The organism is Paraburkholderia tuberum STM678 (assembly GCF_902833905.1).
GTDB classification, from domain to species: domain Bacteria; phylum Pseudomonadota; class Gammaproteobacteria; order Burkholderiales; family Burkholderiaceae; genus Paraburkholderia; species Paraburkholderia tuberum.
On record NZ_CADFGP010000014.1, the window covers coordinates 127,624 to 142,350 of the forward strand.

13 protein-coding genes are annotated in these 14,727 nt (G+C 65.6%); 4 read left to right on the top strand and 9 right to left on the bottom strand.

Annotated elements, in window-relative coordinates; genetic code table 11:
- Positions 1 to 7: 7 nt before the first annotated feature.
- From argA to proP, 3 genes are all read left to right on the top strand, one after another.
- On the top strand, positions 8 to 1,396 hold the full coding sequence (gene argA, locus HWY30_RS14850; RefSeq protein ID WP_090800877.1) for an amino-acid N-acetyltransferase: 1,389 nt from the start codon (positions 8 to 10) through the stop codon (positions 1,394 to 1,396).
- Between the two features lie 74 nt (positions 1,397 to 1,470).
- Positions 1,471 to 1,743: an oxidative damage protection protein gene (locus HWY30_RS14855; RefSeq protein WP_026225286.1), complete on the top strand. Its 273-nt coding sequence runs from the start codon at positions 1,471 to 1,473 to the stop codon at positions 1,741 to 1,743.
- A gap of 745 nt (positions 1,744 to 2,488) precedes the next feature.
- Complete coding sequence (gene proP, locus HWY30_RS14860; protein WP_090800879.1) at positions 2,489 to 3,958, top strand: glycine betaine/L-proline transporter ProP; 1,470 nt, start codon at positions 2,489 to 2,491, stop codon at positions 3,956 to 3,958.
- A gap of 66 nt (positions 3,959 to 4,024) precedes the next feature.
- On the opposite strand, the gene HWY30_RS14865 is transcribed toward proP, so the two are convergent.
- The 9 genes from HWY30_RS14865 to HWY30_RS14905 form a co-directional block, all read right to left on the bottom strand.
- Complete coding sequence (locus HWY30_RS14865; protein ID WP_090800881.1) at positions 4,025 to 4,513, bottom strand: metallophosphoesterase family protein; 489 nt, start codon at positions 4,511 to 4,513, stop codon at positions 4,025 to 4,027.
- An 8-nt stretch (positions 4,514 to 4,521) separates the two neighbouring features.
- A complete protein-coding gene (locus tag HWY30_RS14870) occupies positions 4,522 to 4,791 on the bottom strand; it encodes a hypothetical protein (RefSeq protein WP_143037108.1) in 270 nt (89 codons plus the stop codon).
- A gap of 2 nt (positions 4,792 to 4,793) precedes the next feature.
- Entirely contained in the window at positions 4,794 to 5,369 is a 576-nt protein-coding gene (locus HWY30_RS14875; protein ID WP_090800882.1) for a TMEM175 family protein, read from the bottom strand.
- 144 nt (positions 5,370 to 5,513) lie between these two features.
- A complete protein-coding gene (locus HWY30_RS14880; protein WP_090800884.1) occupies positions 5,514 to 5,867 on the bottom strand; it encodes a cupin domain-containing protein in 354 nt (117 codons plus the stop codon).
- Between the two features lie 28 nt (positions 5,868 to 5,895).
- Positions 5,896 to 7,293 carry an FAD-containing oxidoreductase gene (locus tag HWY30_RS14885; protein ID WP_090800886.1) on the bottom strand — a complete coding sequence of 466 codons (1,398 nt, stop codon included), beginning with the start codon at positions 7,291 to 7,293 and terminating at the stop codon, positions 5,896 to 5,898.
- Between the two features lie 169 nt (positions 7,294 to 7,462).
- Complete coding sequence (locus HWY30_RS14890) at positions 7,463 to 7,651, bottom strand: hypothetical protein (protein WP_062129896.1); 189 nt, start codon at positions 7,649 to 7,651, stop codon at positions 7,463 to 7,465.
- A 136-nt stretch (positions 7,652 to 7,787) separates the two neighbouring features.
- Positions 7,788 to 10,103 (bottom strand): putative bifunctional diguanylate cyclase/phosphodiesterase, encoded by a 2,316-nt coding sequence (locus HWY30_RS14895; RefSeq protein ID WP_090800888.1) that lies wholly within the window; start codon positions 10,101 to 10,103, stop codon positions 7,788 to 7,790.
- 330 nt (positions 10,104 to 10,433) lie between these two features.
- Positions 10,434 to 10,724, bottom strand: coding sequence for a helix-turn-helix domain-containing protein (locus HWY30_RS14900; RefSeq protein ID WP_090800890.1), 291 nt, complete (start codon positions 10,722 to 10,724; stop codon positions 10,434 to 10,436).
- Between the two features lie 48 nt (positions 10,725 to 10,772).
- Entirely contained in the window at positions 10,773 to 12,206 is a 1,434-nt protein-coding gene (locus HWY30_RS14905) for an aminotransferase-like domain-containing protein (RefSeq protein ID WP_090800892.1), read from the bottom strand.
- A gap of 151 nt (positions 12,207 to 12,357) precedes the next feature.
- On the opposite strand from HWY30_RS14905, the gene HWY30_RS14910 reads away from it, so the two are divergent.
- Positions 12,358 to 14,694: an FdhF/YdeP family oxidoreductase gene (locus tag HWY30_RS14910; RefSeq protein WP_090800894.1), complete on the top strand. Its 2,337-nt coding sequence runs from the start codon at positions 12,358 to 12,360 to the stop codon at positions 14,692 to 14,694.
- Positions 14,695 to 14,727 lie beyond the last annotated feature (33 nt).

A 14,727-nucleotide genomic window follows, 5' to 3' on the forward strand; every position in this document is an offset into this window, starting at 1 on the left:
CCCCGGCATGAATTCCCAAACCGACCTCGTCCCCGCGCCCGCGAGCGTCCCGGCCCCCGCCGACTCGCCGGAAACCCTCGCCCAGCACGCGCAATTCGTCGACTGGATGCGTTCCGTCGCCCCGTATATCCACGCGTTCCGAAACAAGACATTCGTCGTGGGTTTCGGCGGCGAAGTGGTGCATCAAGGGCTGCTGAATGCGCTCGTGTCCGACATCGCGCTGCTGCAGGCAATGGGCATCCAGATCGTGCTCGTGCATGGCTCGCGCCCGCAGGTCGAGGAGCAGATGAGCCTGCACGGCGTCGAATCGGAGTTTTCACACGGCATGCGCATCACCGACGCGCGCGCGCTCGAGTCCGCGAAGGAGGCGGCCGGCGAAGTGCGTCTCGACATCGAAGCCGCGATCAGCCAGGGTCTGCCGAACACGCCAATGGCGCACGCGCACATCAGCGTCGTATCGGGCAACTTCGTGACGGCGCGCCCCGTCGGCATTCTGGACGGCGTCGACTTCCAGCACACGGGCCTCGTGCGCAAGATCGACGCGGATTCGATCCGACACTCGCTTGCGAGCCGCAAGCTCGTGCTGCTGTCGCCGCTCGGCTTCTCGCCCACCGGTGAGGCATTCAATCTGTCGATGGAAGACGTGGCCTCGGCCGCGGCGATCGCGCTGCGCGCCGACAAGATCGTGTTCCTGACCGAAACGCCGGGCCTGATGGAAACCGGCGAAAGCGGCACCGAGCTGATCCGCGAACTGTCGCTCGACGACGCCTACAAGCTGCACGAAAGCGGCGAAGTGACCGGCGACGCCGCGTTCTACCTGAAGCATTCGATCCGCGGCTGCCGCGGTGGCGTGCCGCGTGCGCACATCATCCCGTACGCGCTCGACGGCAGCCTGTTGCTCGAACTGTTCCTGCACGATGGCGTCGGCACGATGATTTCGTACGAGAACCTCGAAAGCCTGCGCGAAGCAACGCCGGACGACGTCGGCGGCATTCTCGCGCTGATCGAGCCGCTCGAAACAGACGGCACGCTGGTACGGCGCGGCCGTCACCAGATCGAACGCGATATCGACCATTTCTCGGTGATCGAGCACGACGGCGTGCTGTTCGGCTGCGCGGCGCTGTATCCGTATCCGCAGGAGCGCATCGGCGAAATGGCGTGCCTGACCGTCGCGCCCGAAGCTCAAGGCACCGGCGACGGCGAGCGCCTGCTCAAGCGCATCGAACAGCGCGCGCGGGCACGCGGCCTCACGCGCATTTTCGTGCTCACCACGCGCACCGAACACTGGTTCCTGAAGCGCGGCTTCGTCAAGGTTACGGTCGACGACTTGCCCGAAGACCGCCGCCGACTCTATAACTGGCAGCGCAAATCGCTCGTGCTGATGAAACAGCTTTGAGTACTTCGTGATCGCCCCCATCTGATCCGAACCGGCGTCTGCCCGCCCCACATCGATTACAGGAGAAGCACAGCATGACTCGTATGGTTCAATGCGCGAAGCTCGGCAAGGAAGCCGAAGGCCTCGATTTCCCGCCGCTGCCGGGCGAACTCGGCAAGCGGATCTACGAAAGTATCTCGAAGGAAGCCTGGCAGAGCTGGTTGAAGCAGCAGACCATGTTGATCAACGAAAACCGCCTGAACATGGCCGATCCGCGCGCGCGGCAGTATCTGATGAAGCAGACCGAAAAGTTCTTCTTCGGCGAAGGCGCGGATACCGCGTCGGGCTACGTGCCGCCGTCGGCCTGAGCTTGCCTCGTCGAGGACGACACGAGACAACGCGTCGCCCAAACCACCGAGCCAACACACGCCTGAAAGTCCGCGCCGCAAGCGCGGATTTTTTTCGCACCAACATCGGCCGCGCATCGCGCCCGCCGCTCGCGTCGTCTTCGCCTCAAAAAGCGCTCGCCAATGTTCTAAGCGGTCCGTTTTTCAGGGCCGTTCCGACCCCGCCAGATCTCCCGTCCCGCAACGGATCGAGTCCCATTGGGGGCTCTGCCTCGCACCGCCGATTTGCATGATCCTCTGGCATCGTGCTAACATGTGCCCTCGTTTCAGCCGCAATTCACCTTCATTCGTGTTCTTTCAAGTTGGTTCATCGTGTGTTTTTCCGCGCACGCGCCATCCTGAATTGAACTGTTTTTAAACAAGAAGGCTCGTCGGTCGTTTCCCCGCCTAAAGCGGAAAATTCAAGACCGGCCTTTTTCGTTTCAAGCCTTCAGTGGCGCATGGGTCAGTTTCCCGCCAGCCCCGCGTCCCTCATGCATCTGCCCCCCTTCCACGGCCACGCAGGTGCAACAGTCAGCACAATCTAGTCGAGTGTTTTTTCGCGAACTTACCGCGAGGCACGGGCGTTTGCTTCTTTTCGCCATCCGTTGCGCCGCCCGATAACCGGTGCCGCGAATAGCCTCGCCTTGCTCACGAAATTACACTTCCCAGCAAAACCGTGGCGGAACGCATCACGAGTTTCGTCGCAGTCATTGGAGTTTCAACCTTGACCGCTTCCAGCAACGGCTTCTGGCGACATCACAAACCGGAGCAGCGTCTTTCCCTCGACGACATCACCGTCGTCGATCACTCCCTCCTGAAGCGGGCCGTCGGCGCCATGGCGCTCGGCAACGCGATGGAATGGTTCGATTTCGGCGTGTACAGCTACATCGCGGTCACGCTCGGCAAGGTGTTCTTCCCCTCGTCGAGCCCTTCGGCGCAACTCATTGCGACCTTCGGCACGTTTGCCGCGGCGTTTCTCGTGCGGCCGATCGGCGGCATGGTGTTCGGGCCGCTCGGTGACCGCATCGGCCGTCAGCGCGTGCTGGCAATGACGATGATCATGATGGCCGCGGGCACCTTCGCGATCGGCCTGATCCCCAACTACGCGACGATCGGCATTCTCGCGCCGGCGCTGTTGCTGCTTGCGCGCCTCGTGCAGGGCTTTTCGACCGGCGGCGAATACGGCGGCGCCGCGACCTTCATCGCCGAATTCTCGACCGACAAGCGCCGCGGCTTCATGGGCAGCTTTCTCGAGTTCGGCACGCTGATCGGCTACGTGCTCGGCGCGGGCACGGTCGCGCTGCTGACGGCGACGCTGTCGAACGACGCGCTGCTGTCCTGGGGCTGGCGCGTGCCGTTCCTGATCGCCGGACCGCTCGGCCTGGTGGGTCTCTACATCCGCATGAAGCTCGAGGAAACGCCCGCGTTCAAGAAACAGGCCGAAGAGCGCGAAGCCGAGGACCGCGCGCTGCCCAGCCAGTCGTTGCGCCAGCTGCTCGTGCAGCAGTGGAAGCCCCTGCTGCTGTGTGTCGGCCTCGTGCTGATTTTCAACGTGACCGACTATATGGCGCTGTCGTATCTGCCGAGCTATCTGTCCGCCACGCTGCACTTCAACGAAACGCACGGTCTGTTCCTCGTGCTGCTCGTGATGATCCTGATGATGCCGATGACGCTCGCCGCCGGCCGTCTGTCCGATGCGATCGGCCGCAAGCCCGTGATGCTGCTCGGCTGCGTCGGTCTGTTCGCGCTGTCGATTCCCGCGCTGCTGCTGATTCGGATGGGCACGGTGCTGCCGGTGTTCGGCGGTCTGATGATCCTCGGCGTGCTGCTGTCGTGCTTCACCGGGGTGATGCCGTCGGCGCTGCCGGCGCTGTTCCCGACCCGGATCCGCTACGGCGCGCTCGCGATCGGCTTCAATATCTCGGTATCGCTGTTCGGCGGCACGACGCCGCTCGTGACCGCATGGCTCGTCGACCGGACCGGCAATCTGATGATGCCCGCGTACTACTTGATGGGCGCATCGCTGATCGGCATCGTGTCGGTGCTCGCGCTGCGCGAAACCGCGCGCAAGCCGCTGCTCGGCTCGGGTCCGTGCGTCGCGACGCGCGCTGAAGCGCACGCGGTGCTGCGCGGTGAGCGCGAGGCCGAGGAGATGGATGAACGGTTCGCGGCGGCTGCGACCGCGCGTGCCTGACCTGCGCAGTCATCACGCCAGGCGTAGTTTCTGAAGCGGGCCGGCGACATTCGCCGGCCCGCTTTTTTACGTCAGCAGCGAATCGAACGTCGCGCCAACCTGCGCGCCTTCGACGGTCAGCGTGCCCGCGCACACCGGCAGCCTGAAGCGCCGCGGTCCCGCGCTGCCAGGATTGACGTACAGCACGCCGTCGCGCTCGGCGATCGACGGCTTGTGCGAGTGGCCGCTCACCACGACGCGAATGCCATCGTGCTGAGGCACGCAGCCCAGCTCGGCGATATCGTGCACGACCAGAATCGTCACCTGCTGGATCGTCAGCCGCGCATGCGTCGGTAGAGACGCGGCCCAGTCACCGGTATCGTTGTTGCCGCGCACCGCGATCAGCGGCGAGATCCGCGCGAGCGCGTCGAGCACGTCCGGGTTGCAGATATCGCCCGCGTGAATGATCGCGTCGCAGCCGTCGAGATAGCGCAACGCTTCGGGACGCACGAGGTTGTGCGTATCCGAGATGAGCCCGATGCGGGTAGCGGTCGAAGGTGAGCGATGTGAAGCCATGCGCAGTCTCACTTGGTCTGCGGCTGCGCCAACTCTCGCGCCACCGCCTGAGCACGGCGCTGCCCAGCCAGCATGCGCCGCGTCAACCCCTGCACGACGACCGACACCACCGCCGCGAACGCCGGCCCGCGCTCGACTGCGAGCAGCAGCATGATCGGTCCGGCGACGACCGGCAGTCCCGCGAGCCATCCCGCGACCGACGGCCCCCAGACGCGCGCGGCCGCCGTCAGCGCGGCGAGAAAGGCCGGCACCAGCACGAGCTTCAGCGCGAGCAGCATGCTCAGGCCTCCAGCACGTGTTCGATGCGACGGTCCGGTACGAACCACCACGCGGCGGCGAGCGCGTACAGCACGGCCGACGCCCACGGCACGACGAACGCGAGCCCGATGCCGGTCAGGTAAATGACGACGGAGACCTTGCCCTTGAAGTCGTTGCCGAGCGCTTTGGCCAGCGTCGAGTCGTGTCCATGCTGCGAAATCAGCGTGCGCGTCAGGATGAAATACGCGATCGCCGCCATGAACAGCACGATGCCGTACATCGCGGTCGGCCACGCGGCCAGATGGTTTTCGCCGACCCAGTGCGTCACGGCCGGCAAGAGGGATAGCCAGAACAGCAGATGCAGGTTCGCCCACAACACCTTGCCGTTGACCTTCTGCACCGCATGGAACATGTGATGGTGATTGTTCCAGTAAATGCCGACGTAGACGAAGCTCAGCACGTATGCGCAGAACACCGGTACGACCGGGCGCAGCGCCGCGAGATCGTGGCCATCGGGCACCTTCAGCTCGAGCACCATGATCGTGATGATGATGGCGATTACGCCATCGCTGAAGGCTTCGACGCGTCCCTTGCCCATGCGAGTCCCGAAGATCAATGCGGTGGGGCGCACAGCCCGCCTTCGCCTTGCGCGCGGGCCGCGCCGCTGCCGATTATCGGTGATGGTGTGAGGATTTGTCGATGCGCGAGAGCCGGCCGCGCGGATGGCTCGATCCGCCGCGGCTCACGGGTAATGGACGGCGAGCCACACGCTCGGCTCGGTGTCGCTCGTCCATGCGACGCGGTGCCGGCAATGCGCCTCGATCAGCACGTGATCGCCGGGCTTCATCCGATGCGGCTCGGGGTCGCCGTCGAATTCGAGCATCGCCGCGCCGGTGAGCAGCACGACCCATTCGGCGCGCGGGCTGTCGTACCAGAAACCGGGCGGACTCGCCTGCCCGGTCGAGACGATCCGCTCGATCGTCACGCCGCCCCGCTCGACGAGCGCGTCGACCTGCTCCTCGGGCGTCGTCCCCAACTGCGCGACGAGGTCGAACAGATTGCCGCTGTTACGTGCGGGTTTGAGCGGGCCTGTCATCAGCGTGTCGCGCCAGCGTCAAGGCAGTTCATTGCATCGGCTCGAGCCCATCGAGCAGCGTCGGCACCAGTTCGCTGATGGTCGGATGCACGTGCATCGCGTATTGCAAAGTCGGATACGGCGCGCCTGCCGTCATGATGTCGACGAACGTATGAATCGCCTCGTCGCCCTCGATGCCGTGAATTGCCGCGCCGAGTATCTGTTTGCTGTTCGCATCGACGAGCGCCTTCATGAAGCCGTCGGTCTCGCCACGCTCGCGCGCACGGCCCACGCGCGACATCGGCATCGTCGCGATCAGCGCTTCGCGGCCGCTGTTGCGCACCTCCTGCTCCGACATGCCGACGCGCGCGAGCGGCGGATCGACGAACACCGCATACGTCATGATCCGCGTGTCGACGCTGCGCGCGCCGCCGTCGAGCAGGTTCGCCGCGACGATCTGGTAGTCGTCGTAGGACGTGTGCGTGAACGCGCCGCGACCGTTCACGTCGCCGATCGCCCAAACGCCCGGCACGCTGGTGCGCAACTGGCCGTCGACGATGATCGTGCCGTGCCGGTCGGTCTCGATGCCGGCGACGTCGAGGCCGAGGTCGTCGGTATTCGGCCTGCGGCCGGTGGCCAACAGCAGGTGCGACGCCTCCATGGCCGGGATGTTCTGCTCGAAGCCGATGCACACGTCGTTCGCGTGATGCGCATGCGGCTCGACGCGCGTCGGCTGCACGCCGAAATGAAACTCGACGCCCTCGCGCGCGAGCACCTTCTGCACCGACTCCGCGAAATCGGCATCCTCGCGGTTCAACACGCGCTCGCCGCGCACCAGCACGCTGACGCGGCTCCCGAAGCGGCGAAACACCTGCGCGAATTCGAGCGCGATATAACTGCCGCCGACGATCACCAGATGATCCGGCAACGCGGTCAATTCGAGCAGCGTCGAGTTCGTGTAGTACGGAATCCGCTGGATGCCTTCGAGCGGCGGCACGACGGCGCGCGTGCCGGTGTTGATGAAGATTTCGAACGCGCTGAACTCGTTCAGCAAGTCCCCGTCGCGCCCGCAGATAGCGAGCGTGCGCGCGCCGGTGAAGCGCGCGTGGCCGTTGAACACCGTGATGTTTTCCGTGCCGCGCAGCCATTTTTCGACGCCGCTGCGCGACTCTCCGATGATCCTGTCCTTGCGCGCCTTCACGGCCGCCAGATCGACGCCGACCGAACCCACCTGCACGCCGAGCTCCGCCGCATGGTGCGCAACGTGCGCCGCGCGGGCGCTCGCCACATAGGATTTGGTCGGCGTGCAGCCGACGTTCACGCAAGTGCCGCCGAACTCCGCGCGTTCGATCACCGCGGTGCGGCGCCCGCTTTGAGCGAGGCGCACGGCGAGCGGCGAACCGCCTTGTCCGGTACCGATCACGACTGCGTCGAAGTGCTGTGGCATGGCAACTCTCCCCGGCTGGGTGCAGGTCGTAGCATCTTACGCTTAGCACCACGCGCTGCCATGTCATGTCTGATTGTGCGGGCGCTTTGGCGACGGCCCGTCTTCGCATGCGCCGCGCGCGAGGCGGCGCAAATCAGTTGGGATTACCGCGTATGCTGCGCGGGAAATCTCAGGCGTGGCAATGAACCGCGCAAATCAACTCGCGCGAACGTTGCAGTGCGGCCTGCGCGCCGCGCGCCGCGAACACCCAGCCGACCTGGCCGAGATTGAAGTCCTGCGACACCATCACCTGCATCAGCGCGACCATCGGCAGTACGACCGCTGGCCGGTAAAGCTGGTTTCTGATCAACTCTGACATCACGACCCCCAAACGCGGGGCGCCGCTTCGGCACCGCGCACCAATAATGTTTCGATGGGGGAATTTTAGGGAGTGCGTCGCCGCCGATAAATAGCGGCAACGCGAAGTCACTTGTTCGGCAATCTGAACAATCGCGTCAGGACGCCTTCGCCATGCCGATCAGCTGCGCGTCGTACAGCGTGCGCGCATACGCGCTCGCGCCGACCGGCCGGCTGTACAGGTAGCCCTGCTGCTTGTCGCAATCGATCGCGCGCAGGAACGCCGCCTGCTCGGCGGTCTCGACGCCCTCGGCGGTCACGTTCATGCCGAGCGAGTGCGCCATCGCGACGACCGCCTGGGTGATCGCGACCGAATCGCGATGATCGGGCAGCCCCGCGACGAACGAGCGGTCGATCTTCAGGTTATGCAGCGGAAAGCGCTTCAGGTATGACAGCGACGAATAACCGGTGCCGAAATCGTCGACCGAGACGCGCACGCCCATTGCGTTCAGCGCGCTCAGCATCGGCAGCACGGTATCGCTGTCGCTCATCAGCAATCGCTCGGTGATCTCGAGTTCGAGCGCGGCCGGTTCGAGCCCGGACTGCGCAAGACAACGTTCGATGCGCTCGAGCAGCCCGTCGTTGAACTGCCGCGGCGACAGATTGACCGCGACGATCAGATGCGGCGCGAGCGAGCGCCGCCACTGCGCGACCTGCTGGCAGGCGTGCTCGAGCACCCAGTCGCCGATCTCGACGATCAGCCCGGCATCCTCGGCGACCGGAATGAATTCGCCCGGCGACACGTTGCCGAGCTCGCTGTTGTACCAGCGCAGCAGCGCTTCCGCACCGATCGTGCGGCCGCTCTGGCTATCGACGATCGGCTGGTACACGAGGCTCAGCTCGTTGGCCGCGAGCGCGCGCCGCAGCGACTGTTCGATCGTGAAACGCCGCTGCAGATGCTGGTTCAGCTCGGCGGTGAAGAACTGGAAGTTGTTGCGGCCGCGCTGCTTCGCGTGATACATCGCCGAATCGGCGTTGCGCATCAGCGTCGCGACGTCCTGGCCGTCTTCGGGAAACAGGCTGATGCCGATCGACGCGCCCAGGTAGTACTCGTTGCCCGCCACCGCGAACGGCACCGCGATCATGTCCAGAATGCGGTGCGCGAGGCCGATCAGCTCGCCGGTATTGCCGTACGCACTGGCGACGATCACGAACTCGTCGCCGCCGACGCGCGCCAGCGTGTCGCCGCACCCGACGCAGGCCGACAGCCGTTCGGCGACGCTGCACAGCAAGGCGTCGCCAGCTTCATGACCGGCGGTGTCGTTGACCTTCTTGAAGCTGTCGAGATCGACGAACAGCACGGCGACGCTGGTGAGCTCGCCGTCATGGTCGCCGGCGGCGCACGGCGCGAACAGGTCGCGCATCCGCTCGGTCAGGTAGGCGCGGTTGTAGAGGCCGGTCAGCGAATCGCGCGTGGCGAGGTACTTCAACTGGCGCTGCGCCTCGCGCACCGGCCCGATGTCGGAAAACGAAATCAGCACGGAGTCCGGCTCGCTGTCGCCGGGCCGCAGGATCGGCACGACGTTCTGCGTGATCCACACGACCTCGCCGCCGATCAGTTCGAGGCCGACCGTCACGCCGAGCATCGGCTTGCCGGTCGCAAAGACCTGCGAGACCGGACGGTTGACTTCGCCGATGACCGAGCCGTCCTCGCCGAACGCGCGTGTCATCACGGTCCGCATGCTGCTGCCGACGACCTCCGGTGTCACGTGCAGCATGCGCTGCGCACTCGGATTACAGGCGAGCACGATGCCGGTGCGCGACTGCACGACGATGCCCTCGCTGAGATGATCGACGACCAGCCGGTGACGCTCCTCGCTATGCGCGAGGCGCTGCGCCATCGCGTCCTGATGGACCGCAAGGCCGACGCTGCTGCCGATGTCGCGCAGCATCGCCTCTTCCTCGGGGGTCGGACAGCGGGTGGCGCGGTAGTAGACGGCGAACGCGCCGAGCACGATGCCCGCGTCGTTTTCGAAGGGCACGGACCAGCATGCGCGCAAGCCGTGCGGCAACGCGAAATCGCGGAAGTTTTCCCACAGCGGGTCGGACTCGATGTCGTCGACGATCACCAGACGCCGCTCGAACATCGCCGTGCCGCACGAGCCGACGCGCGGACCGATCGCTGCGCCCTCGATCGCGGCGCTGTACGCGGGCGGCAGCGACGGCGCGCCGCCGACGCGCACATGCACGCCGTCCGGGTCGAGCAGCAGGATCGAGCAGCACGCGCCGTCGCCGAGCAGCGCCTCGGCGCGACGGCAGACTTCGTCGAGCAGCTCGGGCAGCGGCGTGTTGCGGGTGATCAGCCGCAATACGCCGCGCTCGGACGCGAGTACCTCCTCGGCCCGTTCCGGCCGGTAGCGGGCGCCCTCCGGCGCAGCTGTCGTCGTGCCACGTGATGTTGCTTCGCAAAGCATAGTTGCGCCCCCCAAACCCAACATCGGCAAGTTAGTGTACGCGGCACACCGGGGTTTACGCTAAGTCCAGCGTGAAAATCTGCCATGCATCGCGTGCGGACGGCTCCGGTGTGGCGTGCCAGCATCGGTTGATGCCGGTACCACGGGCGACGGCAGTGCGGGCGCCGTCTGTTCGTGGCCCGCAGGCGCCGGCAGCGGCTCGACGCTGGGCCGGCCGCGGCAGACTGCGACGGCCCATTTGGTTCGGCGGCGGATGCCCGGCGCCCGGTCGCGGCGGCGGGGCGGCGCATGACGCGCAATTGCGCGCCGGCGGCAGTTGCGCCGGGACGCTCAGCCGGCGGCCGACGGCTCGCCGCCCTCGCTCGTGCCGAACAGCTCCGCGCAAAGCTGCGCGCCGATTTCGCTCAGCGACGCGGCTCCGGTGCCATCGTCGTGGAACATCGTATCGACGAGACCGCTTCCTGAGAGCGCCGTCAATTGCCGCCGCAAGCTGCTCATCGGCACGCCGGCCTGCTTCGACAGCTTCGCGAGCGACCACGCGCGCCAGGGTGTCTCGCGATGCGCGCGCCATAGCTGCGCGAGTATCGCGGCGAGTTGCGGGTCGATGTCGTCGTCATCCATGTCGGTCTACCTGTCGTGATGTGTCGTTTTGCATCGCCGTGGCGCCTGTCACGCCATCGCCGTAGCCAGCTCACCGAGCGTCTTCAACGCCGCTTCGGCCTGCGCGGTCCACGGATAGCTGTAGTTGAGCCGGATGAAGTGCCGAAAATCGTTGCGCGTCGAAAACATCATCCCCGGCCCGACCGTGATCCCGCGTTCGAGCGCCGCCTGATAAAGCCGCATCGAATCGATCGCAACGGGCAACTCGACCCACAGTACGTAGCCGCCCCGCGGCGTCGACACGCGCGTGCCGACCGGGAAAAAGCGCAGCACCAGCGCGCTCATGATGCTCGCCTGCTGCCGGTACACGCGGCGCAGGTGCCGCAGATGACGGTCGTAGCCGTCCTGACGCAAATAATCGGCGACCGCGATCTGGGGCACCGACGGCGTCGTCAGCGTATTCAGGAACTTGAGCTTCTCGACCTGCGCGCGATAGCGCCCCGGCAGCGCCCAGCCGATCCGGTACGACGCCGTCAGGCTTTTCGAAAACGACGCACAGTGCAGCACGAGCCCCTGGGTGTCGAAGGTCTTCAGCGTCGACGGCCGCGTGTCGCCGAAATACAGCTCCTGGTAGACATCGTTCTCGATCGCCGGAATCTCGTGCGCGGCCAGCAGTTCGACCAGTTGCCGCTTGCGCTCGTCGGACATGCAGAAACCGAGCGGATTCTGGAAATTCGGCATCACCATGCACGCGGCGATCTTCTGCCGCGCGATCGCCTTCGCGAGCGCGTCGATATCGATGCCGTCGACCGGATGCGTCGCCACCTCGATCGCGCGCATGCCGAGGCGCTCGATGGCGTGCAGCATCGCGTAGTAGGTCGGCGACTCGACCGCGACGGTGTCGCCCGGCTTGGCGACCGCCTGCAGGCTCAGGTTGATCGCCTCGGTCGCGCCGAGCGTGATCACGATTTCACCCGGATCGACCGGCAGACCGTTTTCCGCATAGCGCCGCGCGATCTGCCGGATCAGCTCGGGGTTGCCCGGCGGCAGATCGTCGATCAGATTCCAGCTCGCGTGCCGCCGCGCGATCGCGTTGGCGTACTGGTTGATGCGCCGCCACGGGAACAGCGACGGATCGGGATACGGCGAGCCGAACGGCACGGCGTCGTGCGCGCGGATGCTGCGTAGCGTCGACAGCACGAGCCGGCTCACGTCGACCGTCGCGGGCACCGGCGGCGGCGCGGACTTGCGGCCCGCGCGGGCCGCGGCGGGCGCCGGCGCGAGCGCCCGCGCGGCCGCGTCGCGCACGAAATAGCCCGACTGCGGCCGGCTTTCGACGATGCCGCGGCTCTCCAGCAGCGCATACGCGTGCAGCACCGTCTTGATGCTGACGCCGTGCTGCTGGCTCGCCTGCCGCACCGACGCAACCCGCTCGCCGGCCGCGAACACGCCGCGGCGCACGGCTTCGGTGATTTCGTCGGCGAGTTTTTCGTAGAGCTTCATGCGATTCGGGTGGATTCGGGCGGCTTCAGGCATCGTCGCGCAACTGTACTCCTATTCTTTCCGATGTTCTGTACCCGACGCGGTTTGTGGAACACAGTACGCTCCTCGACATTGGTCTGCAAAGCCTGTTGAATCTATCCACTGCCACGTCATGAAGAAGAACGAAACACAAGCCGAAGCCCGCATCGAGCCGTACAAGCACCCCGCCGCTGGCTGGGGCGCGCTGAAGTATGTCGCCATCAACCTGCTCAAGGAAAAGGTCGCGGGCGGCAACTATCGCACGCTGCTCAAGCAGAACCAGCCTGACGGCTTCGACTGCCCCGGCTGCGCGTGGCCGGATCGCGAGCACGCGTCGACATTCGAGTTCTGCGAAAACGGCGTGAAGGCCGTGGCCGCCGAGGCCACCGGCAAGCGCGTGACGCCCGCGTTCTTCGAGCGGCACAGCGTCACGGAGCTGATGATGCAATCCGACTTCGAACTCGAGCAGCACGGCCGCCTGACCGATCCGCTCGTCTACGACGCCGCGCGCGACCGCTATGTGCCGATCGGCTGGGACGAGGCATTCGCGCTGATCGCGAGCCATCTGAAGCGTCTCGACGATCCTGACCGCGCCGCGTTCTATACCTCGGGCCGCGCGAGCAACGAAGCCGCGTTCCTGTACCAGCTGTTCGTGCGCATGTACGGCACCAACAATTTTCCCGATTGCTCGAACATGTGCCACGAGGCGACGAGCCGTGGCCTGCCGCACACGGTCGGCATCGGCAAGGGCACGGTCACGCTCGATGACTTCGAACACGCGGATACGCTGCTGATCTTCGGCCAGAATCCGGCCACCAACCATCCGCGCATGCTCGGCGAGCTGCGCGAATGCGCGAAGCGCGGCGCCACGATCGTGTCGATCAATCCGCTGAAGGAGCGCGGCCTCGAACGCTTCGCGAGCCCGCAGCATCCGGTCGAAATGCTGACGATGGGCAGCACGAAAATCAGCTCGGTATTCATCCGTCCGAAGGTCGGCGGCGATTTCGCGCTGATCAAGGGCGTCGCCAAACGCGTGCTCGAACTGGATGACGAAGCGCTCGTGTCGGGCCTCGAGCGCGTGCTCGACTTCGGCTTCATCGCCCAGCACACAGTCGGCTTCGCTGCCTTCGCCGACGATCTACGCGCCGAGCGCTGGGACACGATCGTCGCCGAGGCAGGCGTGCCGCTCGACGAGGTGCTGAAGCTCGCCGATATCTACGTGAAGGGCCGCGCGGTGATTTCGACCTGGGGCATGGGTCTCACGCAGCACAAGAACTCGGTCGCGACGGTACAGCTGCTGTCGAATCTGATGATGATGCGCGGCAATATCGGCCGGCGCGGCGCGGGGCTGTGCCCGGTGCGCGGCCACTCGAACGTGCAGGGCGACCGCACGGTCGGTATCGAAGAAAAGCCTACTGAAGCGTTTCTCGACAAGCTCGGCGCAGCCTACGACTTCGCGCCGCCGCGCGAGCACGGACTCGACGTCGTCAACACGATTCAGGCGATGCTCGACGGCAAGGTGAAGGTGTTCATCGGGCTGGGCGGCAATTTCTCGATCGCGACGCCGGACACGCCGCGCACGTGGGACGCGATGCGCGCATGCGATCTGACCGTGCACGTGACGACGAAGCTCAATCGCAGCCACCTCGTGCATGGCCGCGACGCGCTGATCCTGCCGACGCTCGGACGCACCGAGATCGATGTTCAGAACGGCGTGGCGCAAGGCGTCAGCGTCGAGGATTCGATGAGCATGGTGCACATCTCGTATGGGATGAACAAGCCGGCGTCGGACAATCTGCTTTCCGAAGTGGCGATCGTCGCGCGCATGGCGCATGCGACTTTGGGCAGCGGCAAGGTGGACTGGCTCGCCCATGCGGCCGACTACGCGCTGATTCGCGACGGCATCGCGAAGGTGATCGACGGTTTCGACGACTACAACGAGCGTCTGAAGAAGCCGGGCGGCTTCCATCTCGGCGTCGCATCGCGCGATCGCATCTGGAAAACGCCGAGCGGCAAGGCACAGTTCATCGTCCACGCGATCGCGCTCGACACGCCGATTCATCAGGCGAAGAAGCAACATGGCGAACGCCTGCTGACGCTGATGACCACCCGCTCACATGATCAGTACAACACGACGATTTACGGTCTCGACGATCGCTATCGCGGCGTGTACGGACAGCGGCGCGTGCTGTTCGCCAACAAGGACGATCTCGCGATGCTCGGGTTCGCGGCTGGTCAGCGCGTCGATATCACGAGCGTGTGGGCCGATGGCATCGAGCGACGCGTGGACGGTTTTCTGCTCGTCGAGTACGACATTCCGCGCGGCTGCCTCGGCGCTTATTATCCGGAGACGAATCCGCTGGTGCCGCTCTCCTCGGTCGCAGATGGCGCGGGTACGCCGACGTCGAAGTCGATTCCGGTGTTGTTGACGGCGTCGATGGTGGAGGATGCCGCGGAACTGGCGGCTTGAAGTCAGCTCCGTTTGTCGCGCCTGCCGCGCCTG

What these genes read in the sequence shown, in the direction of transcription:
- argA (WP_090800877.1), top strand. Translation starts at nt 8, where the DNA reads ATGAATTCCCAAACCGACCTCGTCCCCGCGCCCGCGAGCGTCCCGGCC.
- HWY30_RS14855 (WP_026225286.1), top strand. Translation starts at nt 1,471, where the DNA reads ATGACTCGTATGGTTCAATGCGCGAAGCTCGGCAAGGAAGCCGAAGGC.
- HWY30_RS14865 (WP_090800881.1), bottom strand. Translation starts at nt 4,513, where the DNA reads ATGGCTTCACATCGCTCACCTTCGACCGCTACCCGCATCGGGCTCATC.
- HWY30_RS14870 (WP_143037108.1), bottom strand. Translation starts at nt 4,791, where the DNA reads ATGCTGCTCGCGCTGAAGCTCGTGCTGGTGCCGGCCTTTCTCGCCGCG.
- HWY30_RS14875 (WP_090800882.1), bottom strand. Translation starts at nt 5,369, where the DNA reads ATGGGCAAGGGACGCGTCGAAGCCTTCAGCGATGGCGTAATCGCCATC.
- HWY30_RS14880 (WP_090800884.1), bottom strand. Translation starts at nt 5,867, where the DNA reads ATGACAGGCCCGCTCAAACCCGCACGTAACAGCGGCAATCTGTTCGAC.
- HWY30_RS14885 (WP_090800886.1), bottom strand. Translation starts at nt 7,293, where the DNA reads ATGCCACAGCACTTCGACGCAGTCGTGATCGGTACCGGACAAGGCGGT.
- HWY30_RS14890 (WP_062129896.1), bottom strand. Translation starts at nt 7,651, where the DNA reads ATGTCAGAGTTGATCAGAAACCAGCTTTACCGGCCAGCGGTCGTACTG.
- HWY30_RS14895 (WP_090800888.1), bottom strand. Translation starts at nt 10,103, where the DNA reads ATGCTTTGCGAAGCAACATCACGTGGCACGACGACAGCTGCGCCGGAG.
- HWY30_RS14900 (WP_090800890.1), bottom strand. Translation starts at nt 10,724, where the DNA reads ATGGATGACGACGACATCGACCCGCAACTCGCCGCGATACTCGCGCAG.
- HWY30_RS14905 (WP_090800892.1), bottom strand. Translation starts at nt 12,206, where the DNA reads ATGAAGCTCTACGAAAAACTCGCCGACGAAATCACCGAAGCCGTGCGC.
- HWY30_RS14910 (WP_090800894.1), top strand. Translation starts at nt 12,358, where the DNA reads ATGAAGAAGAACGAAACACAAGCCGAAGCCCGCATCGAGCCGTACAAG.